General features: G+C 40.7%; 20 protein-coding genes, 1 tRNA gene, 2 rRNA genes and 1 pseudogene (1 of these 24 only partly in view). 20 read left to right on the plus strand and 4 right to left on the minus strand.

Annotation, left to right across the window (positions count from 1 at the left end; genetic code table 11):
* From ABE28_RS01510 to tsaD, 7 genes are all read left to right on the plus strand, one after another.
* A 23S ribosomal RNA gene (locus tag ABE28_RS01510) occupies positions 1-350 on the plus strand; it begins 2,583 nt to the left of the window's first position.
* Between the two features lie 116 nt (positions 351-466).
* Positions 467-582 (plus strand): 5S ribosomal RNA (gene rrf / locus ABE28_RS01515).
* 38 nt (positions 583-620) lie between these two features.
* Positions 621-694 (plus strand) — tRNA-Met (locus ABE28_RS01520).
* Between the two features lie 204 nt (positions 695-898).
* Entirely contained in the window at positions 899-1,351 is a 453-nt protein-coding gene (gene tsaE / locus ABE28_RS01525; protein WP_064462454.1) for a tRNA (adenosine(37)-N6)-threonylcarbamoyltransferase complex ATPase subunit type 1 TsaE, read from the plus strand.
* Positions 1,351-2,043: a tRNA (adenosine(37)-N6)-threonylcarbamoyltransferase complex dimerization subunit type 1 TsaB gene (tsaB, locus tag ABE28_RS01530; protein ID WP_064462453.1), complete on the plus strand. Its 693-nt coding sequence runs from the start codon at positions 1,351-1,353 to the stop codon at positions 2,041-2,043. The genes tsaE and tsaB overlap by 1 nt, the downstream gene beginning before the upstream one ends.
* A 22-nt stretch (positions 2,044-2,065) precedes the next feature.
* A complete protein-coding gene (rimI, locus tag ABE28_RS01535; RefSeq protein WP_064462452.1) occupies positions 2,066-2,518 on the plus strand; it encodes a ribosomal protein S18-alanine N-acetyltransferase in 453 nt (150 codons plus the stop codon).
* Complete coding sequence (gene tsaD / locus ABE28_RS01540; protein WP_064462451.1) at positions 2,515-3,525, plus strand: tRNA (adenosine(37)-N6)-threonylcarbamoyltransferase complex transferase subunit TsaD; 1,011 nt, start codon at positions 2,515-2,517, stop codon at positions 3,523-3,525. The genes rimI and tsaD overlap by 4 nt, the downstream gene beginning before the upstream one ends.
* 278 nt (positions 3,526-3,803) lie before the next feature.
* Here the strand turns inward: tsaD and ABE28_RS01545 are convergent, their stop codons facing one another.
* Entirely contained in the window at positions 3,804-5,723 is a 1,920-nt protein-coding gene (locus tag ABE28_RS01545) for an ABC-F family ATP-binding cassette domain-containing protein (RefSeq protein WP_064462450.1), read from the minus strand.
* 129 nt (positions 5,724-5,852) lie between these two features.
* Between ABE28_RS01545 and moaC the strand changes: the two genes are divergently transcribed.
* Both moaC and ABE28_RS01555 read left to right on the plus strand, forming a co-directional pair.
* Positions 5,853-6,359: a cyclic pyranopterin monophosphate synthase MoaC gene (gene moaC, locus ABE28_RS01550; protein ID WP_064462449.1), complete on the plus strand. Its 507-nt coding sequence runs from the start codon at positions 5,853-5,855 to the stop codon at positions 6,357-6,359.
* 25 nt (positions 6,360-6,384) lie between these two features.
* Positions 6,385-7,047 (plus strand): redox-sensing transcriptional repressor Rex, encoded by a 663-nt coding sequence (locus ABE28_RS01555; protein WP_064462448.1) that lies wholly within the window; start codon positions 6,385-6,387, stop codon positions 7,045-7,047.
* Between the two features lie 35 nt (positions 7,048-7,082).
* Here ABE28_RS01555 and ABE28_RS01560 read toward each other — a convergent pair whose 3' ends face one another.
* Positions 7,083-7,295, minus strand: coding sequence for a YdiK family protein (locus tag ABE28_RS01560; RefSeq protein ID WP_064462447.1), 213 nt, complete (start codon positions 7,293-7,295; stop codon positions 7,083-7,085).
* Positions 7,292-8,017 (minus strand): CPBP family intramembrane glutamic endopeptidase, encoded by a 726-nt coding sequence (locus ABE28_RS01565; protein WP_064462446.1) that lies wholly within the window; start codon positions 8,015-8,017, stop codon positions 7,292-7,294. Before ABE28_RS01565 ends, ABE28_RS01560 begins: the two co-directional genes overlap by 4 nt.
* Positions 8,018-8,343: 326 nt before the next feature.
* Between ABE28_RS01565 and groES the strand changes: the two genes are divergently transcribed.
* Positions 8,344-8,628 (plus strand): co-chaperone GroES, encoded by a 285-nt coding sequence (groES, locus tag ABE28_RS01570; protein WP_064462445.1) that lies wholly within the window; start codon positions 8,344-8,346, stop codon positions 8,626-8,628.
* 59 nt (positions 8,629-8,687) lie between these two features.
* Positions 8,688-10,325 (plus strand): chaperonin GroEL, encoded by a 1,638-nt coding sequence (groL, locus tag ABE28_RS01575; RefSeq protein WP_064462444.1) that lies wholly within the window; start codon positions 8,688-8,690, stop codon positions 10,323-10,325.
* Positions 10,326-10,497: 172 nt separating this feature from the next.
* On the opposite strand, the gene ABE28_RS01580 is transcribed toward groL, so the two are convergent.
* Entirely contained in the window at positions 10,498-11,085 is a 588-nt protein-coding gene (locus tag ABE28_RS01580; protein ID WP_064462443.1) for a hypothetical protein, read from the minus strand.
* Between the two features lie 283 nt (positions 11,086-11,368).
* Here ABE28_RS01580 and ABE28_RS01585 point away from each other — a divergent pair, with 283 nt between their 5' ends.
* The 9 genes and pseudogenes from ABE28_RS01585 (at position 11,369) to ABE28_RS01625 (ending at position 22,034) form a co-directional block, all read left to right on the plus strand.
* Entirely contained in the window at positions 11,369-11,866 is a 498-nt protein-coding gene (locus ABE28_RS01585) for a GNAT family N-acetyltransferase (RefSeq protein WP_064462442.1), read from the plus strand.
* Positions 11,867-12,148: 282 nt separating this feature from the next.
* The gene (locus tag ABE28_RS01590; protein WP_064462441.1) at positions 12,149-12,469 is read left to right on the plus strand and encodes a DUF3870 domain-containing protein; all 321 of its coding nucleotides are present in this window, start codon (positions 12,149-12,151) and stop codon (positions 12,467-12,469) included.
* A 72-nt stretch (positions 12,470-12,541) separates the two neighbouring features.
* A complete protein-coding gene (locus tag ABE28_RS01595) occupies positions 12,542-13,708 on the plus strand; it encodes a DUF819 family protein (protein ID WP_064462440.1) in 1,167 nt (388 codons plus the stop codon).
* A 26-nt stretch (positions 13,709-13,734) separates the two neighbouring features.
* Positions 13,735-14,799 (plus strand): dipeptide epimerase, encoded by a 1,065-nt coding sequence (locus ABE28_RS01600; protein ID WP_180319974.1) that lies wholly within the window; start codon positions 13,735-13,737, stop codon positions 14,797-14,799.
* 82 nt (positions 14,800-14,881) lie between these two features.
* A complete protein-coding gene (locus ABE28_RS01605; protein ID WP_064462439.1) occupies positions 14,882-15,889 on the plus strand; it encodes a C40 family peptidase in 1,008 nt (335 codons plus the stop codon).
* Positions 15,890-16,044: 155 nt separating this feature from the next.
* Positions 16,045-16,557 (plus strand): annotated as a pseudogene (locus tag ABE28_RS01610) (GNAT family N-acetyltransferase).
* A gap of 559 nt (positions 16,558-17,116) precedes the next feature.
* Positions 17,117-17,749: a type 1 glutamine amidotransferase family protein gene (locus ABE28_RS01615; protein WP_064462438.1), complete on the plus strand. Its 633-nt coding sequence runs from the start codon at positions 17,117-17,119 to the stop codon at positions 17,747-17,749.
* Between the two features lie 252 nt (positions 17,750-18,001).
* Positions 18,002-18,931 carry an aminoglycoside phosphotransferase family protein gene (locus tag ABE28_RS01620; RefSeq protein ID WP_064462437.1) on the plus strand — a complete coding sequence of 310 codons (930 nt, stop codon included), beginning with the start codon at positions 18,002-18,004 and terminating at the stop codon, positions 18,929-18,931.
* A 373-nt stretch (positions 18,932-19,304) separates the two neighbouring features.
* The gene (locus tag ABE28_RS01625; RefSeq protein WP_064462436.1) at positions 19,305-22,034 is read left to right on the plus strand and encodes an ATP-binding protein; all 2,730 of its coding nucleotides are present in this window, start codon (positions 19,305-19,307) and stop codon (positions 22,032-22,034) included.
* Positions 22,035-22,155: the final 121 nt, after the last annotated feature.

The following is a 22,155-nucleotide window of genomic DNA, read 5'->3' on the forward strand; positions in this document are numbered from 1 at the left end:
GCTGTTCGCCCATTAAAGCGGTACGCGAGCTGGGTTCAGAACGTCGTGAGACAGTTCGGTCCCTATCCGTCGCGGGCGCAGGAAATTTGAGAGGAGCTGTCCTTAGTACGAGAGGACCGGGATGGACGCACCGCTGGTGTACCAGTTGTCTTGCCAAAGGCATAGCTGGGTAGCTACGTGCGGACGGGATAAGTGCTGAAAGCATCTAAGCATGAAGCCCCCCTCAAGATGAGATTTCCCATGGCGCAAGCTAGTAAGATCCCTGAAAGATGATCAGGTTGATAGGTCAGAGGTGGAAGCGTGGCGACATGTGGAGCTGACTGATACTAATAGATCGAGGACTTAACCAACGCTTTAAAAAAATGAAATACCTTCTTATTATCTAGTTTTGAAGGAATGAAGATTTCTTCTTGCATTTCAAAATCATATGTGTTATGATAAGAAATGTACTGAAAAAGATTATATGTTTGGTGGCGATAGCGAAGAGGTCACACCCGTTCCCATTCCGAACACGGCAGTTAAGCTCTTCAGCGCCAATGGTAGTTGGGGGTCTCCCCCTGTGAGAGTAGGACGCCGCCAAGCGATAATTAATTAAATTAATAATGCATCATTTATACCGTCGCGGGGTGGAGCAGTCCGGTAGCTCGTCGGGCTCATAACCCGAAGGTCGCAGGTTCAAATCCTGTCCCCGCAATCATGAAAAAAACGAAACTTATGTTTCGTTTTTTTGTTTTATCCGAAATCAAATAATAATGACTTTAACTTATTTGTTTCTTCTTTTGAAACAAGGTAAACTACATATAGAGCTCTTTGACTACGGTGATAAATATTTCGTTTCTGGTGGACATCAAAATCAGTAAGGAACGATTTTGCTAATAATGATAAAGGTGATTGATATATGCAGCATGTTGAATGGATTTCTCAAAATGAAGAAGAAACGGCTCTTTTTGCACAGAAGCTGGCCATAAGGCTATCAAGCAGTGATGTATTGGCTTTGGAAGGTGACTTGGGTGCAGGTAAAACGGCATTCACGAAAGGGCTGGCTAAAGGGTTAGGCGTTTCCAGAATGGTAAACAGCCCGACTTTTACGATAATAAAGGAATACATGGGGCGATTGCCTTTATATCATATGGATGTATACCGGGTAAGTGAATCCGAAGAAGATTTAGGCTTTGATGAATATTTTGAAGGTGATGGCGTGACTGTCGTTGAATGGGCCCACCTGATAAAGGATCAGCTTCCTGATGAAATCTTGACCATCTATATTTATCGTCTCGGTGATTCCAGCAGGCGGATTGTACTTGAACCTAAAGGCGAACGATATGTAACGATATGTAAGGAGATTATTTGATGAGAGTTTTAGCGATAGATACATCGAACTTCACATTAGGGATTGCTCTTGTGGACGAGAGTCAGGTAATTGGCGAGTACACGACAAATTTAAAGAAAAATCATTCGGTTCGGGTCATGCCGGCTATCCAGACCCTGCTCAAGGATTGTGATACTGCTCCAAAGGATTTGACCAAAATTGTGGTCGCGAAGGGGCCAGGTTCATATACAGGTGTAAGGATTGGTGTGACGATTGCCAAGACCTTGGCTTGGACGCTCCAAATTCCTTTATCAGGCGTATCGAGCCTGGAAGTGTTAGCAGCTAATGGACGCTATTTTAACGGGCTTATTTCTCCCTTGTTCGATGCAAGAAGAGGCCAGGTTTATACCGGGTTATACGATATGGAAAATAATCTGTTGAAAACGGTGATCGAAGATTGTAATATCTTATCCTCTGAATGGGCGAAACGATTGAAGGATTTGAATCGCCCCATTTTATTTGTCGGTCAAGACACGGATATCCATCGAGAGGCAATCGAGGAAGCATTGGGTGATTTAGCGGTATTTGCCCCGATACAGTCTTTCAACTCAAGACCTAGTGAGCTGGCCTTCCTTGGCCTTGATAAGACCGAGGAGGATATTCACCAGTTTGTACCGAACTATATACGCATGGCTGAAGCAGAAGCTAAGTGGCTTGAACAGCAGGGGAAATAAAAAAGGAAAGTGACCGATTATTATGAGTAAAACAATGACGTTCCGAAAGATGAAAACGGAAGATATCGATCAAGTGCTGCACGTGGAAACCCAGTCCTTTACTTTGCCTTGGAGCCGGGAAGCTTTTTATAATGAATTGAATCATAATCAATATGCCGTATACATGGTGATCGAGGACGAGGGGAAAATTGCCGGTTATTGCGGCGCATGGATCGTCATCGATGAATCGCACATTACCAATATTGCCATTCTGCCTGAATATCGCGGGCAAAAGCTTGGGGAAGCCTTGCTCAGGAAGATGATTGAAATCTCCATTGCCATGGGTGTGGTGAGGATGACGCTTGAAGTTCGTGTCAGTAATGGAGTGGCCATTTCCCTTTATGAAAAGCTAGGTTTTCAAAAGGGTGGAATACGGAAAAATTATTATACAGATAATTTAGAAGATGCTTATGTTATGTGGGTGAATTTTGCATGAAAACAGATCAACTTATATTAGGAATTGAAACGAGCTGCGATGAAACCGCGGCTGCGGTCATCAAAAATGGAACAGAGATATTAAGCAATGTCGTGGCTTCACAAATAGAAAGCCATAAACGTTTTGGCGGGGTCGTCCCTGAAATAGCCTCGCGTCATCATGTAGAGCAGATAACGATCGTACTTGAAGAAGCCCTGCTTCGGGCAGGTGTAAGCTATGAGGATTTGGATGCCATTGCTGTCACGGAGGGACCTGGTTTAGTGGGGGCGCTCCTGATAGGTGTGAATGCGGCTAAAGCTGTGGCTTTCGCACATGGAATACCGATTGTCGGGATACACCATATTGCCGGTCATATTTATGCGAATCGACTTATTCAGGAAATTGAATACCCTGCACTATCTTTGGTCGTTTCAGGGGGTCATACCGAATTGGTCCTTTTGGAAGAACCAGGCTCCTTCAAGGTGATAGGGGAGACGCGTGATGATGCAGCAGGAGAAGCTTATGACAAAGTGGCCCGGACTTTGGGGCTTCCTTATCCAGGAGGGCCGCATATCGATAGGCTCGCCCAAATGGGCTCACCTTCATTGAAGCTTCCACGGGCGTGGCTGGAAGGCAGCTATGACTTTTCCTTCAGCGGATTGAAATCCGCCGTGATCAACACTTTGCATAATGCAGAACAGCGAGGGGAAAAGATTGAACCTGAAGATTTGGCTGCCAGCTTCCAGGCAAGCGTTATAGAAGTGCTCGTCGTGAAGGCTGTGAAGGCTGCTAAAGAATATAAGGTTAAACAGGTGTTGCTTGCAGGGGGAGTGGCGGCGAATAAAGGCCTGAGGGAAGCGCTAACGGATGCTTTCTTGGAGTTGCCTATCGACCTATCCATCCCTCCCCTCTATCTTTGCACGGACAATGCGGCCATGATTGGAGCTGCTGGCAGTGTAATGTTCGAAAAGGGGAAGCGCTCCGGAATGGATTTGAACGGAAACCCTGGATTGGATATAGAAGTGTAGTAAAGAATGAGTAGACAGGATCCCTCAATCGGGATCCTGTTTTTGCCCTGTATCATTAAAAATAGAATATTCTGTGGATAAAGTTTTTTTGAAAATTAAATGGCATGTGTATAAACAGGTGATTATGTGGATAAGTGGATATGTTTCTGTGGATAATGTGTATAACTCTAATTATTCGCTTGTGCATGGTAATTGTTTTGTTAACAAGTTTGTGGATAACTTTAATCGTGCATTCCATTCAAAAAGAAAAGACCGAGTCATTAGACTCTGGTCTTTTGTCATTCTTCCAATTCTGCCCATTCTTCAAGAAGCTGATCCAAAGTTTCTTGTGCTTGATCGAGCTTTGTTTGGACCTCCATCACTTTTTCATGGTCCTGGAAAACATTTGGATCGCAAAGAAGTTCATTGCATTCGTTTATTTCGGCTTCAAGCTGCTCCATGGCCGCCTCGATTTCCTCTATCCGCCGCTTTCTTTGGCGTTCAGCCTTTTTTGCTTCCTTATCGATCTTGTAATTCGTTTTTTCGACAGCCACATTTACTGTTTTCGCTTGATTTTCCTGTTCAAGCGCCTTGATCTCCGCTTGCTCCTGTTTTTTCTCTACATAGTAATCATAATCACCGAGGAATTCCTCGTTGCCATCCTTGGAGAGTTCGATGACCTTCGTGGCTATGCGATTTATGAAATATCGATCATGTGAGACGAAGAGAATCGTACCCGGATAATCGATCAGTGCATTTTCAAGCACCAATTTACTGTCGAGATCCAGATGGTTCGTTGGCTCATCCAGTATCAAGAAATTCCCTTTTTCCATCATCATCTTGGCGAGCGCCAGCCGGGCTTTCTCCCCGCCGCTTAAAGTGGACACGGTTTTCAAAACATCGTCACCGCTAAAAAGGAAATTCCCGAGAACCGTGCGGATATCCTTTTCCGGTTTAAGGGGATAGTCATCCCATAATTCATTGAGTACGCGTTTATTGGAAATCAGGTTGGCCTGTTCCTGATCGTAGTAGCTGACCTCGACGTTCGTTCCGAAGCGGAAAGAACCGGCACGTGCAGGCAACTTAGAGATGATTGTCTTCAGCAGTGTCGATTTTCCAACGCCGTTCGGGCCGACTAGCGCAATACTTTCCCCTTTCGTCATCCGAGAGTTTATGTTTTTTGAGACCGTTTCATCCTCGTAACCGATCGCCAAGTCCTGGAGGTGGAGCACTTCGTTCCCGCTTTGTTTCTCAATCTGAAATGAAAAATTGGCAGATTTCTCATCACCTTGCGGCTTGTCCAGCACATCCATCTTTTCAAGCTGTTTGCGCCTGCTTTGGGCCCTTTTCGTGGTTGAGGCCCTTGTGATGTTCCGTTGGACAAAGTCGCGGAGCTTTTCGATTTCCCCCTGTTGTTTCTCGAACAGCTTCATGTCCCGCTCATAATCCTCGGCTTTTCCCTCCAGATAAGAACTATAATTGCCATAGTACTTTTTCATATTATTCCGGGAAATTTCATAGACCTGATTGACCACTTTATCGAGAAAATACCGGTCATGGGAAACGATAAGGACAGCTCCTTGATAGCTCTGTAAATATTGTTCCAGCCAGGAGAGTGTTTCGATATCCAAATGGTTCGTCGGTTCATCCAGGATCAATATATCAGGTTTCCTTAACAACAGCTTCCCTAACGCAAGCCTCGTTTTTTGCCCTCCGCTTAATGTGGAAATCAGGGTGGAGTAGTCAAAATCAGCAAACTGAAGGCCATGCAGTACGGAACGGATATCCGCTTCATACTGGTAGCCGCCTTTTTCCTTGAAGGCGACCATCAACGCGTCATATTCATTGAGCACTTTTTGGTAAACGACTTCATCCTCGAATACATCTGGCCTGGCCATATCAGCCTCAAGGCGGCGCAGTTCCTTCTCTTGATCGATAAGATCCTTGAATACGGTCAGCATTTCATCCCAGATGGTTAACTCGGATTCGAGGCCAGTATCTTGTGCCATGTAACCGATGGTGACACCTTTTGGCTTGATGATTTCACCGCCATCATGCGATAGTTGCCCGGCTATGATTTTCAGCAGCGTCGATTTACCCGCGCCGTTCCGCCCGACAAGGGCAATTCGATCTTTATTTTGAACTTCGAGCTTCATGTTTGATAAAATAAGTTCAGCTCCGTAATATTTTGATAGTTGATTGATTTGTAATAAAATCATAGTTTCACCTCAATTGATTATTTTAAGTGTAACGTATTATAGTTATTATCGGCAATAGCTTGGTTCCGGGCCAAAACAAGCTGTTACATAAAGTGGAATAATAGTGTATTATTTAGGAGGGGTTATTCAATGGCAGACTTGACGCATTTCAATGAACAAGGCAGGGCCAAAATGGTCGACGTGAGTGCCAAGCCGGAAACGACCCGGACGGCAACGGCTCGTTCGAGCATTTTAGTGAACGCTGAAATATATGAAGCGATCATCAACCAGAATATGAAAAAGGGTGATGTATTGGCTGTCGCGCAAGTTGCGGGCATCATGGCCAGCAAGAATACGTCCAATATCATCCCGATGTGCCATCCCATTGCACTGCTGGGCGTCAATATAGCCTTTGATTGGGAAAAGGAACAACAGGGATATCGCCTTGGGATTGAAACGGAAGCTAAGACCAAAGGGAGTACAGGTGTGGAAATGGAAGCGTTAACAGCTGCATCCGTCACTGCCCTAACTGTATATGACATGTGTAAGGCCTTGGATAAGGGCATGGTGATCGGGCCTACATTCTTAGTTGAGAAAACAGGTGGAGTATCCAGCAGCGATTATAGAAGACAAGTAAATCAAACAAATAGAGATTGAAAAGCATGTGTGAAGGCGGGGAAGAATGATGAACCATGACCCAAAGATACCGCAGGCAACTGCCAAAAGGCTGCCACTGTACTATCGATTTTTAAAAAACTTACACTCCTCGGGAAAACAAAGAGTTTCCTCGGCAGAGCTAAGCGAAGCTGTAAAAGTGGATTCTGCTACCATTCGTCGCGACTTTTCCTACTTTGGCGCGCTTGGGAAAAAAGGCTACGGCTACAATGTAAATTATTTATTATCCTTCTTTAGAAAAACACTGGACCAAGATGAACTGACGAAAGTCGCTTTAATCGGGGTAGGGAATTTAGGGACCGCGTTCCTGAATTACAATTTCATAAAAAATAATAATACAAAGATTGAAATGGCATTTGAAGTTTCGGAAGACAAGGTTGGAAAGCAAATAGCCGATGTGCCGATCTATCATATGGATCAAATCGATACACTATTGCAGGAAAATAATATAACGGCTGCCATATTGACAGTCCCTGCACAAGTGGCGCAAACGATCACCGATCGCCTGGTCAAAGCCGACATTAAAGGGATATTGAATTTCACGCCTGCAAGGCTGACGGTACCCCCATCCATAAGGGTGCACCATATTGACCTTGCAGTGGAGCTCCAATCGCTCATCTACTTTTTGAAGCATTATCCGGTAGTGGAAGAAGCTGCAGTGGAAGAATGAAATGAAAAAAAACGCTGCACCTTCGCAGCGTTTTTTTATTTTTTCTTATTTTTTTGCGCGGCCTTGATCTTAAAATGGACCATGATCATCCTTAGGCCCGATCCGAAATCAAGCGTCGCAATAAGGACAAGTATGTAGGCGAAGATTCCCCATCCAGAGGAATTGACGGTTTGAACCGCAATTCCCGTAAAAAGGACACCTAAGCCAGCATAAATGATTCCGATGAATAATGGTGATTGTCGTTTCATAATAAACCTCCGATGAAGGCTTGTGCAGTATCCAGCATCTTCTCAATTTGCTCGCGATTCACGACTTGTATGATGATAACAAGCGTATTCATCGCAATATGTGCGCTCATGGACACGAGGATGCGGCCTGTTTTCGCATAAAGATAAGCAAAGGTCAACCCCATTGCCGTATATAAAAGAAGATGCTCCAATTCACCATGCGCCAAGCCGAAAATAACCGAGCTGAGTACAGCGGAAATGAAGAAGTTAAACCGTTTATGAAGTGATCCGAAAATGATCTTCCGGAAAATGATTTCTTCCAAGATTGGTGCAATTACTGAAGTGACGAAAATGACCATGGGGACTTTGTAAATGATTGCAATGAGCTGCTGCGTATTTTCGGATTCACGCTGTACGCCAAGACTTTGCTCAATGATTCCAGCAACCGCTTGAGCAGTTAATGCCAGGAAGACTCCTGCTATCGCCCATAAGATGGATGTGCGAACGGAGGCTTGGTTGCTTGTGTCCATTTTTTCCTTCATATCTTTTCTCATTAAAAAAAGAATCAAGGCTAATGCGACGAAAAAGCTGAATACGATCCAGTATGCTGCAGACTTTTGCTCAAGCTCATCAGCATTCATACCGCTTGAAGCCCCTATCAGCATGAAAATGGGTATCCCGACAATACTGGATAATTGCATGGCAATGTAAGTGATGATGACGAACCAATATTCTTTTTTCAAAAATGAAAACTCCTTTAATTTAGTCGCCCATTTCGCCTGAAAATGTTCCTGACAGGGGGACAATCTATAAACGCATACTCCAAAATGGTATCAAATATTGAGGCAGAACACCACTCAAAGGTACCCCCGTAAAAACATTTCCGTATCTAATCATTATGTTAATGTAGTATACCCGGAATTTATCAGAAATTAATAAAAAATTTTCGATAAGATACTTGCAAAAAAGGCTCGGTTTATTTAATATTATAAATGTGTTAGCACTCGATGATGAAGAGTGCTAATAATCATGAAGCAAATATCAAGAGAATATGAGGAGGGTGTTTCACTTGTTAAAACCATTAGGTGATCGCGTTATTATTGAACTAGTTCAATCTGAAGAAAAAACGGCAAGCGGTATTGTTCTTCCTGATACTGCACAAGAAAAGCCACAAGAAGGTAAGGTAGTAGCAGTCGGTACTGGCCGTGTCCTTGAAAATGGCGAACGTGTTGCTTTAGAGGTTGCCCAAGGCGATCTAATTATCTTCTCAAAATATGCAGGTACTGAAGTTAAATACGAAAATACCGAATACTTAATTTTACGTGAAAGCGACATTTTGGCTGTTATCGGCTAATTATACATCATACTTAACTGAACGAAAATTTTCTTAAAATTTTAGGGAGGTACTTAAAAATGGCTAAAGAAATCAAATTTAGTGAAGAAGCACGCCGCTCCATGCTTCGTGGTGTGGATGCACTTGCAGATGCAGTGAAAGTAACGCTTGGACCAAAAGGCCGTAACGTGGTTCTTGAGAAAAAATTCGGTTCGCCGCTTATCACGAATGACGGTGTGACGATCGCTAAAGAAATCGAACTGGAAGATGCATTCGAAAACATGGGTGCGAAACTGGTTGCTGAAGTAGCAAGCAAAACAAACGACGTAGCTGGTGACGGTACAACGACTGCAACGGTTCTAGCGCAAGCGATGATCCGTGAAGGGTTGAAAAACGTTACAGCTGGTGCGAACCCAATGGGTATCCGCAAAGGGATCGAAAAAGCGGTCAACTCTGCCATCGCAGAATTGAAAGCCATTTCCCAACCTGTCGAAAACAAGGAATCGATTGCACAAGTTGCTGCCATCTCTTCAGCTGATGAAGAAGTGGGCCAACTGATTGCCGAAGCGATGGAGCGCGTTGGTAACGACGGCGTCATCACGATCGAGGAGTCCAAAGGTTTCACGACAGAATTGGACGTAGTAGAAGGTATGCAGTTCGATCGCGGATATGCCTCTCCTTACATGGTTACTGATTCAGATAAAATGGAAGCGGTCCTTGAAAATCCATATATCTTGATCACTGACAAAAAAATTACGAATATCCAAGAAATCCTTCCTGTACTTGAGCAAGTGGTACAACAAGGAAAACCGCTATTATTGATTGCTGAAGATGTAGAAGGCGAAGCACTTGCAACTCTTGTAGTGAACAAACTTCGTGGAACATTCAATGCAGTTGCGGTTAAAGCACCTGGTTTCGGTGACCGTCGTAAAGCAATGCTGGAAGACATCGCAGCTCTTACAGGCGGCGAAGTGATCACTGAAGAAATCGGACTCGACCTTAAAACTGCAACAATCGATTCTCTAGGCCGTGCGTCTAAAGTGGTTGTTACAAAAGAAAACACAACGATCGTTGAAGGATCTGGGGATACAGCGCAAATTCAAGCTCGTGTAAACCAAATCCGTGTTCAATTGGAAGAAACGACTTCTGAATTCGACCGTGAAAAATTACAAGAACGCCTTGCTAAATTAGCTGGCGGTGTAGCGGTAATCAAAGTCGGTGCAGCTACAGAAACAGAATTAAAAGAACGTAAACTTCGTATTGAAGATGCATTGAACTCCACTCGTGCCGCTGTTGAAGAAGGTATCGTAGCCGGTGGTGGTACAGCACTTCTTAACGTATACAATAAAATCGCTGAAATCCAAGCGGAAGGCGACGTAGCAACAGGCGTGAAAATCGTCCTTCGTGCAATCGAAGAGCCTGTACGCCAAATCGCTCACAACGCTGGACTTGAAGGCTCTGTAATCGTTGAACGCCTAAAAGGCGAAGCGGTAGGCACTGGCTTCAACGCAGCTACTGGCGAATGGGTCAACATGATCGCATCCGGTATCGTCGATCCAACTAAAGTAACTCGTTCAGCTCTACAAAACGCTGGATCAGTTGCAGCCATGTTCCTAACAACAGAAGCTGTCGTTGCGGACAAACCAGAACCAGCAGGCGCTGGCGGCATGGGCATGCCTGACATGGGCGGCATGGGTGGAATGGGCGGCATGATGTAATCAACGCTTAAATCCTCTAATAAAGGATTTAACGAGATTCAGAATGAATGCTCACCAAACACGTGAATATCTTTAAAGTTGAGGCCTCCCACAGTTTACTGTGGGGGGCCTTTCCTTCGGAATTTTGAGGGTTAATAGAAGCATTATCTGAATCGGAACTCTTCTTTGCAATCTATTTCGTTGTCTCATCTATATGAGTAGAATTTGAAGCATCAGAATCGAAAGTATTAAACCCATTCAAATCAATAAAATGAGCAATTACATCCTTATCTTTGTCAGCAATAATGAGGTTAAAGCCAGATAAGTTGTTTTTTATTTTCTCCAATTCTTTTGTCGTTAAATCGATGTTTATTTTGAATGGAGTTTGATATGTAGTTTTGTGATCTTTAGGTTGCTCTGCCAACACTGATTCACTGGTTGTCTTATGAAAAATATCGTATACTGCTTCAGGGTACTCCAGTGAAAAGTACAGCTTTTGGGTGTTTTCCTGTAAGATTTCGTATATTTCCAGATTTATTTCGTAATTCATAAGTAATGTTAATTCCTTATTCTCAGGAATATAATTCATTTCAAACTTTGTGATGCTAAACTTAGGGGGAAGCAGCTTGTTTTCTAATGATTTGTTTTTTTGATTCGATGATTTATTCTGTTTAGTCTCGATTGGATTGTCGACAGATTTTTCACTTGTCTTATCTGCAGTACTGCACCCCATTAGAAGGAACAGACAAATGATAAAAGGACAAGTATACTTTGGGAGCATATTTTACCACCTCTTTATATTAGTGATAAATAAAGACATCAAGGAAAAATCCCGAAAATATTCGCCTTATGTTGAATAAGGGATTTTACCGGTTGCTGTGATTACATTTGATAAACTTATATAACCGAATATATCTATTTTTGGATGTCACTTCATTGTTAACGGTATGTTAAATACTAGGAATAATCAATATTTAATTTTAAATGAATTTTGAAATGCTAGTATCAAAACATATAAAATCAGTGCAACTAATATTTTTAGGGAGGAAAGGAGTTTATTCAGAATGCTTTCTTTAAGAAATGTTCAAGCTACGGATTTAGAACAGCTTTTATCCATTGAGAATGAAGGCTTTTCAATGGAAGAAGCTGCCACAAAGAAAGCGTTTGTGGACAGGATCAAGCTGATATCCGACACCTTTATCGTGGCAGAAAAGGAAGGGAAAATCCTTGGTTATATTAATGGTCCCATCATTGATCTGCCTTATATAACGGATGATCTTTTTGAGGAAATCAAAGAGAATCCAAAAACAGGAGGATATCAGAGCATCCTAGGGTTAGCTGTGTCCAAGAAGGCTAGAAATCTGGGGATTGCGAAGACTTTATTGGAGAAAATGGAATCACTTGTAGATGAAAATGACAGAAAGGGAATCACTTTAACTTGTAAACAGGAATTAGTTCCTTTCTATGAAAAATTGGGATTTGTTAGCCATGGCCTGTCTGAATCGCAACATGGGGGAGCCAGCTGGTTCAACTTGGTCAAATTTAGAGAGGATAAGAATTGATTCGTACAGGTGCGTCCGTATTAAAGATTAGCCAGTGGGGCGCAAGGTGAAAACACTCGATAAAAAGCCGCTTCATTAATAAAAGTTTTTCCTTTTCGTGAAATTTTTGATAAAATTCACTCTACAAAGCTGATAATTAATAATTCCCTATTGTCTGAAAATAAAAGGGGTGGTATATTATTAATATTCCTTTGGAAACGATTTCATGATATAAGCTTCTGCAAGTGCTCCTTGTTGGTCCCTTATATCGTCTGTTATTATGATTGAAAGGAATTCAATGGTATGTATGAAAAAGAAACGATTTTTATAACTGGTGATGCGAAGTCGTCACAAAATAACCCGATTACCATGAAATTCAGTCAATATTTTTTGGCATTGGTAGTCGATCGAAGAGATGGCAAAATTATTGATGTGGATTGCTCGGCGACAGTGGATTTAACCATTCGCTTTGTGAAATCAATTTTTATTGGACGTCATGTGGATGATTCGTCCATTGTAGAAGATATTACCAACCGTTATTTTGGTTCTTCCCAAAAGGCGATGGTTGTCGCTTTTCAGGATGCTCTAAAGAAATATCAAGCTATAACTGCTTTGTCTAAATAAACCTAGACAAAATCCAGTCTAACGATTTTTTGTTAGGCTGGATTTTTTTGTCTTTTTAAGGAGGATATATCAATGATTCAAGATGGATTCATGTATTTCAGTGTATTAGTTGCTTTTGCAGCTTTAATGGTTGCGTTTGAGAAGAAATTCAATACCAATCGCTTTTTAAAATTTATACCGGGTATTGTTCTTATTTACATCGGTTCTGCGATCATGCAAACTTGTGGTCTCTTTGCAGATAATGAGTCCACAGCGACTGTTTATTCCAGTGTAAAAGGAGCCTTGCTTCCCGCTATGCTGGCCATCATGTTATTGAAGTGTGACATACGCAGTATTATCAAACTAGGACCGCGGATGCTTGGCGGGTTTTTAGTAGCTGTTGTCAGTATTATGATTGGCTTTATCATAGTCTATATCTCTTTTCAACACTTTTATATTAAAGATACGTGGAAGGCATTTGGGGCACTTGCAGGAAGCTGGACAGGTGGGTCAGCAAACATGGTAGCCCTTCAAGGCATATTGAAAGTGCCGGAGAATATCTTTGGTTATGCCTTAATGATGGATACAATTAATTACGCAGTTTGGGTCATGTTCATGTTTTGGCTTGTTCCATTTGCGAGCAAGTTTAATAGCTGGACGAAGGCGGATACAAGCTTTATTCAAAAAGGATTTGAGGAAGCGGCTGCAGCAAGTTCCGAAGAAAAGACGGGAGTACAATTCCAGCATATGTTGTATTTACTGGGTATTGGTTTATTCATTTCAGCTCTATCTACCTTTGCAGGTCAACATCTTCCTGAAATAGGTGCGGTAATTAATGGGACAAGCTGGACAATCATGCTTGCTTCAATTATCGGTTTAATTTTAGGACAAACACCAGTTGCCAAGATTCCGGGTGCATTGGATGTTTCCAATGTGATGCTATATGTTATTGTTGCACTCATTGCCTCGCAATCGGATTTTTCAAATATTGCGCAAGCACCGATTTATCTTGTCTCTGGATTCTTGATCATGTTGATCCATTTAATCATCATGCTATTGTTAGGGAAACTCTTTAAATATGATTTATTTACACTTGGCGTGGCAAGCCTTGCTAACATCGGCGGGATGGCATCAGCGCCAATGTTAGCTGCATCATATAGCCGCGCACTCATTCCAGTTGGTGTGATCATGGCATTAATCGGATCATTCCTTGGAACCTATTTTGGTATGATTGTTGCTAAAATATTAAGTATTTTCTAAAAGGGTTATAAAAAAGTGGAAAGGAAATGAGTATTGTGATCATACGAGACTTACAAGTCAATCGTCGTAAGGTTTCCTTGCGTGTACCCTTTAAAACCGCATTAAGAACAGCAACGGAAATTGAAAATATCGAAGTTTCATTAACACTTGAAAATGGCATGATTGGCAAGGGGGCAGCAGCACCAACCTTCATCATTACGGGAGACTCATCAGAGGGCATTGAAGCGGCTCTAATTGGGCCAATAAAAAATGAACTTGTCGGCTCTGATATTACTCATTTTCAAACGCTCCTTCAAAGAATCCAAACCTGCTGTGTCGGGAATACAAGTGCCAAAGCAGCTGCTGACATTGCTGTACACGATGCTTATTGCAAGCTATTAAATATCCCTTTGTATGCTTTTCTTGGCGATAAAAAGAACTTGAAAACATGTATGACAGTTGGGGTAGATACACCAGAAAAAATGGCATCAGATGCCAGCAAAAGTGTTGATGATGGCTTTCAAACCTTAAAAGTGAAGGTTGGAGCAAATCCAGAGCTTGATATTGCACGTATCGAAGCCATCCGTGATGGTATACCAAAAACGATTAAGCTTCGTCTCGATGCCAACCAAGGCTGGAGACCCAAACAAGCCGTACAGCTGATTAACGAGATGGAACGAAAAAAGTTTAACATTGAATTCATCGAACAGCCTGTAGCAAGCTATGATCTGGAGGGACTTAAATTCGTCACGGAACGAGTGGGGCTTCCAATTATGGCGGATGAAAGTCTCTTTTCGACCAAAGATACGTTGAAACTTGTCGCTGGTCGATATATTGATCTATTAAATATTAAATTGATGAAATGTGGGGGAATCTCACAAGCATGGAATATTGCGAGTATCGCCGAAGCAAATGGAGTCGCTTGCATGATTGGAAGCATGATGGAACCAGCCCTTTCTGTTGGAGCTGCAGCCCATTTTGCGGCCTCACATCCTAATGTGAAATACTTTGATCTGGATGCACCGCTTTGGCTTTCGGAAAAACCGGATGTACTTATCTATCACGGGGAAGAAATTCAATTATCGGATTTGCCTGGGATTGGTGGGGTCTAATTTGAGTAGTGGAAACGATGTATTAGTAAATTAATAGTTACAAGGATACAATCTTAAAATTAAAGTAGGGAGGACTTGGATTATGAAACGTTTCATTTTAACGATTATTTCCATTATCCTAGTAGGATTTGGTACGAATGTACAAGCAGACGCGAAAGAGAAAAAATTGGATGAAACCGCTTATGTTGATGTCTCAGTAGCCACACTTTGGACAGCTCCAAATATTTTACGTCCCGTTGATGAACCATCTGCTGCCAACCCAGTGAATATGAGAAAGTGGACGAGTGCTATGACACTTGAGCAGCAATTGCAATTATCCGCTGACGGAATGCTGGAAACTCAAGCTCTTTACGGAAATAAAGTGACCATTCTTGAAAGACAAGGTGAGTGGGTGAAAGTAGCTGTTGCGGGTCAACCAACCCCAAGAAATGATTTAGGATACCCTGGTTGGATGCCAGCATCCCAATTAACCTATAGCAAAAAGTTTGCAAAGGCAGAAAATCAACCTTTCATTATGATTACCGAACCTACAACCTTTCTTTATCCATCACCATCTTTTAAAGAAAAAAATTTAGAAATTAGCTACAATACTCTCCTTCCCTATGAAGGCGAAACCAAAAATGCTTATAAAGTACTCAAACCAAATGGCAAAAAGGCTTTTGTAAAAAAGGAACACGCCAAATTGTTTAGCTCAATAGCTGAAATTCCTGCGCCAACAGGGGAAAAGTTAGTAGAAACAGGAAAAAAATTTCTTGGATTGCATTATTTATGGGCCGGCATGAGCGGCTTTGGTTTTGATTGTTCAGGATTTACCTTTACGATGTATCAATCATACGGAATTACCATACCAAGAGATTCCAGTGTCCAAGCAAAAAATGGTGTATCAGTTGAACTTGATGATCTCCAGTCTGGGGACTTACTTTTCTTTGCTCATGATAATGGAAAAGGAAGTGTACACCATGTAGCCATGTACGCGGGAAATGGTATGATGATTCACTCGCCAAACTCAAAGAAAAATGTTGAAATCATTCCTGTTGATACTAAAGGGTATATAGAGGAATTATCAGGTGCAAGAAGGTATTTGCCTTAATAAGAAATTTGAAAAGTAAGGAAATTGACGGTGAATCTCCCTCAAAGGCTGTAGAGAAAGTATTACCCGAAAATATAAAGAGTGCGTGTGCCGCTGAAGATAACAAGTAGATTGATATTTTATGGTGTAGCACCTGTTTAAGACAGGTGCTATTAATATTTTTAGGGAGGCTTTCTTTAAGAAATGTTCAAGCTACGGATTTAGAACAGCTTTTATCCATTGAGAATGAAGGCTTTTCAATAGAAGAAGCTTGCCACAAAGGAAGCGTTTGTGGACAGGATCAAGCTAATATCCGACACCTTTATCGTGGCAGAAAAGGAAGGGAAAATCCTTGGTTATATTAATGGTCCCATCATTGACCAGCCTTATATAACGGATGATCTTTTTGAGGATATCAAAGAGAATCCAAAAACAGGAGGTTATCAGAGCATCCTAGGGTTAGCTGTGTCAAGAAGGCTAGAAATCTGGGGATTGCGAAGACTTTATTGGAGAAAATGGAATCACTTGTAGATGAAAATGACAGAAAGGGAATCACTTTAACTTGTAAACAGGAATTAGTACCTTTTTATGAGAAATTGGGATTCGATAGTCACGGCCTGTCTGAATCAAAACATGGTGGAGTAAGCTGGTTTAACTTGGTTAAATATAGAGAGGGGAGAGAAAAGTAGTCGCTATGCGAATTACCAAGTTGGAGGTCAGAATTTAACTCGAAAAATATTTAAATAAAGCAAATTTTGGCTTCCCACAGCTTCCTGTGGGAGGCCTTCTGTTTATGTGAGAATTTTGGTTTGCCACGATAAGGACAAGAAAACCTAGGTCAACCCTCTAGAAATAAATACAAATATAAGTTTTTTTAAGGAATTGCATCAAAAATCAAGGACCTCCTGTTACTAAAATATAATTAATTCCTTTCGAAAAAAACAAGACTTTCAAATAGTTCGTTCGTTATCTTACTGTTCGAAAGGATACCTCGATCCGGTGAAGTGAAATAAAATAAGTAACTGTCAATAGAAGAGGGACCTGCTCTATTGCAGGTTTTTAAGATATAAGTAAATAATTATCTGGACTATTGGTTAATTGTGGTATATACTTTTATCGTTAGGAACATACGTTCTTTATTTTGAGGAGATAGCTTTTGATTTGGAAAAGAATAGAATGTCATGCAATTTATAATGAAGACCTTGAAACTGCTAATAACTAAGAAAATTGTGATTGGAGTGTTATTGGATGAAAATAAAAAAAGTTTATCTTTATGTATTTAATACAATGTCAGACTGGGAATATGGATATTTAATTGCTGAACTAAACTCAGGAAGATATTTCAAAAAGGATTTAGCACCTTTAAAAGTAATTACAGTAGGAGCTAATAAAGAAATTATCACTACAATGGGAGGACTGAGTATAAAACCAGATATTATTCTTGAAGAATGTACTCTTGACAGTAAAGATCTTGTAATTCTACCTGGAGGGAATACTTGGGGAGAAGCTATTCATCAACCTATCTTGAGAAAAATTGGCGAGGCTTTAAAGCTTGGCACTATCGTTGCTGCAATTTGTGGTGCAACTGAAGGACTAGCGAATATGGGATACCTAGATACTAGAAAGCATACAAGCAATAGCTTAGATTATATTAAAATGGTCTGTCCTAATTATAAAGGAGAAAATTTTTATGAGATGGAATCTGTGGTAGCTAGTGAAAATTTGGTTACTGCATCAGGATTAGCTCCTTTGGAATTTGCGATGGAAGTACTGAAAAAATTAGATGTATTTGCACCAGATACATTACATTCATGGTATAACCTAAATAAGACTCACAAACCTGAATACTTCTTCCAATTAATGAACTCAATAAATAAATGAGTTTAAAAAATCAACTTAGCAGTTTTATATTTGTTGAAATAAAAACCATGCTTTAGACGATGTCAAAGCATGGTTTTTGTATATAACTTAAAATTTTAGGAAGTTAATAGAGATTGTGGATAAATTACACTTAAACTAGTGGGTTCGATAGCAAAAGATCGGAGCTGCCTTTATTAAGGCGGATTTTTCTTATGGCACTATCGGGCAGGTTAGTGGAATAACTGAAAAGATAAAAGCTGAGGTGTCAAATATATGGATGACATTATAAAAAATCTTCAAGACAGAGTAAAGTTTCTGCAAAACGCTACTAAAATTAAAAAACTATCAAAAGGGTACTCTCCCGATAAAAAATATGTGGTTTATGTTGACGATAACAAATTTTTGTTAAGGGTATATGATATGGAGGGCTATGAAAAGAAGAAGAAAGAGTTTCAAATATTACTAGAAATGAAACAGTTTAATGTTCAATCATCACAACCGATTGATATTGGTATTATTGAAGCATTAAACACCGGTTATAATATTTACTCTTATATCGATGGAATAGATGCAAAAGAGGCAATTCATACACTTAAAGAAGAAGAACAATATAAAATGGGAATGGAAGCAGGTATACAATTATCGAGAATGCATTTATATGAAGCACCTTCAACAGTTAAACCTTGGTATGATCGGGCGATGGATAAGCATTATAGATATCTAAATGCTTACAAATCTTGTGGTATAAAGATTAAAAATGATGAAAAGATTATTGATTTTATTGAAAAGAATAAACATCATATGAAAAATCGTTCCAATCACTTTCAGCATGATGATTTTCATCTGGAGAATATCATTGTGAAGGATAAGCAGTATGCTGGTGTAATTGATTTTAATAATTTTGATTGGGGAGACCCCTTTCATGACTTTGTAAAAGTAGCATTATTTCAAAGGGAATCAAGCGTTCCATTTTCAATTGGACAAATTGAAGGATATTTTGGTGGTAGTGTTCCTGAAGATTTTTGGATGCTTTATTCTATCTATACAGGAATGGTTATCTTTTCATCAATTGTATGGTCTTTACGATTTGCAACAGATAATTTAGATGCAATGATAACACGATTATACGTTGTGCTGGAAGACCACAAAAACTTTGAATTACTAAAACCTACATGGTATGAACCAAATAAGTTATTGAGCTAACGAGTGGGTTAGCTGAAGATCGGAGCGGTTTTTAAGGCATCTTTAGTTCCATAAGAAAATGAGTTTCCAAATCCAAATGATCACCGATTTTTCAGTACGAATAAATATTCTTATAGCTTCTAAAGCTTGATTGCGTACCTCATCCATCGAATACAATTCAGCATAATCTAACAAACGGGTAAAGTAATCACAGGGGTATACAAAGTCCTTGCTACACCTAGAATCCTGACACCAAGCCTAATTGGAGTGTTCTAATAATCCCTCGAATAAGTGCAGTGCTAGTCAGACTATGAAACTAAGAGCTATCTATATCTGGGGAAACAGATTATAATTAAAGGAAATAATGTTGTAAAAAAAAGGCAGGCAAGCATCGATGAATAATTTTAGATTTGGGATACGCCAGAAGATTATTACTGGCTATATAGTCGTGATTATTTGTTTAATTGCGTCTATTTGGGCTGTAACGAAACAGTTAGATACGATGAATACGGAAAGAAACTTTATCGTCGAGCATGATTTCGCGGTTAGGGATATCACAAACCGAATTGAAAAAGATCTTTTAAAGCTGGAGTCGGACCAGAGAGCGTATATCATTACGGGAGAGCAGAGCTATTTAGAGCCGTATAATGAAATGCGTTCCCAATTGACAGGAGACTATAATGCACTTAGGGAGCTTCTATCCGACAATCCGAAACAGCAAAAAAAGCTTGATTCGATTAATGAAAACATCAAGCGATGGGTGGCGGTCGCAGGTGACCCGTTCATTAAGCTTAAGGAGCAGAACGATACAGCGGGTATTCGCGAATTTTTTAAAGAAGAACGGGGAAAAGAAGAGATCGAAAACGTCTTGATCCAATTTGAAATATTCCGAAACAAGGAAAAAGCGCTCACGGAACAACGTGCGGAGAGTTTGAACGATCAGAACCAGTATCTGAAAATTGGTCTCTTTAGCATGTTGGCCTTCGTCATCATTGCCTCTGTTGTCCTGGCGATGATTATTTCTGGATCCATCCTCAAAACGTTAAAAGCGGTTGTGGCAAGCATTCGTGCAATGGCCAACGGCAGTGACTTGAGCGGGCGGATTCACGTTAAGACCAACGATGAGATTCGGGATCTTGGAGAAGCGACGAACGAACTTCTGAATTCATTCGAAGAACGGGATTGGCTGCAAACGAGTGTTACAAAAGTTGTAAGTGAGAACCAAGGTATATCTTCATTGGAGAACCTTGCGGAGACATTTCTATCAGGTGCCGCTCAAATAACGGGATCATCATTTGGAGCTTTTTATAGTAAAGAAGGAAAAGAGAAAGGGACTAAGTTCGTAAAAAAGGCTTCCATTGCAGAATACGCGGATGATGCAGGAAGAGAGAGTTTCAATCTCGGACAAGGTTTGATCGGACAATGTGCACTTGAAAAACGGATACAAGTGATCAATGGAATGGAAGCAGACTATCAGTTGATTTCATCTGGATTGGGAGAAACGAAGCCAAGAAGCATTCTGATCGCTCCAATCATTCATGAAGAGGAAGTTCTCGCCGTATTTGAACTTGCGAGCCTTAATGATTTTACGGGACAGCATATCGCTTTTATAGATACTGTACTTGAAACATTCGGGTTAACAATCAATAGTGTCATTGACCGAATGGAGATTGCACGATTATTAACTGAATCTCAGGCGATGACCGAAGAACTTCAGGCACAATCCGAAGAATTGCAGAGTCAGTCTGAGGAACTGCAGATGCAGTCAGAAGAATTACAGATGATCAATGAGCAGCTGAAAAATCGTTCACAAGAAGCGGAAGAAAAGTCAAAAGATCTTGAAAGCGCAAAGATAGATCTTGAAGAGAAGGCGAAACAGCTTACGATTAGTTCTAAATATAAATCGGAATTTCTGGCGAACATGTCTCATGAACTACGCACTCCGTTAAATAGTATTCTGATCTTATCTGAGATGCTTACTGAAAATAACAATCGTTCTCTATCAGAAGAAGAATTAGAGTTTGCCGGAGTCATACATTCTTCTGGGCAAGACTTGTTAAACTTGATCAATGATATTCTAGATCTTTCAAAAGTTGAAGCTGGAAAGCTTGAGCTTACGCTAAGTGAAGTGAATTTAAGTGAACTTCCTTCCAGCTTAGAAAGGAATTTTTCACATATTGCGAACAAGAAGGGCCTTGAATTTAATATAAATATGAGCCCGGACGTACCGACCATTTTCCAAACCGATGAGAAGCGTTTCCAGCAAATCATTAAAAACCTGCTCTCGAATGCCTTCAAATTCACAGAGAAGGGCTCTGTATCCGTCCAAATCAAGAAAGTGCTGACGAACGTAAACTACACGGGTGTCGATTATTGGCTAGAGATTTCGGTTACGGATACGGGAATTGGTATTCCAAAAGAAACACATGCCCTGATCTTTGAAGCATTCCAACAAGGAGAAGGAGATACGAGTAGAAAATATGGTGGTACAGGTCTAGGGTTGTCCATCAGCAATGAATTTTCCAAACTTTTAGGAGGCAGAATCCAGCTTGATAGTGAAGAAGGGAAAGGGAGTACGTTCGCTCTTCTCATTCCGAGTATTACCGAAGAAAGTATCTCTCGTGAAACATTTTTAGAAGCATCGGCAGAAGTAGCAGCAACTCTTGAACAGTCTAATCCAGCAATAGCGGCAAATCCGATAGTGGAACATACCAAGCCATTTGAACAATTGGCCGATGTAAATAATGTTTTTTATGGTAAGACGGTTCTGATCACCGATGACGATAACCGTAATATTTTTGCATTAAGAAGAGCTCTTGAAAGTAAAGGGATGAACATCCTCATTGCGAATAATGGTCTGGAATGCCTGGATGTTCTAGAGGATAACAAAGGTATCGACCTCATCCTGATGGATATCATGATGCCTGAGATGGATGGCTATGAAACGATGAAGCGGATTCGTGACATAAAAGAGTTAGCGGACATTCCAATTATCTCCCTGACTGCAAAAGCGATGAAAGATGACCGGAAAAAATGCCTGGAATCAGGTGCTTCAGACTATATTAGCAAACCATTGAAATTGGAACAGCTGTTTTCGGTGATGCATGTTTGGTTGACAAAATAGGTGATTAACAGTAGGTTTGCAAAATCAAGTCCATGAACTATAGACGCAGGATGAAAAGCACAATGACCCATCAGGGACATACAAATGATAAAATAATATAAGAGCAAGCCTCCTGTCCATT

Origin of the sequence: Peribacillus muralis, assembly GCF_001645685.2 — a bacterium.
In the GTDB taxonomy this organism is placed as follows: domain Bacteria; phylum Bacillota; class Bacilli; order Bacillales; family DSM-1321; genus Peribacillus; species Peribacillus muralis_A.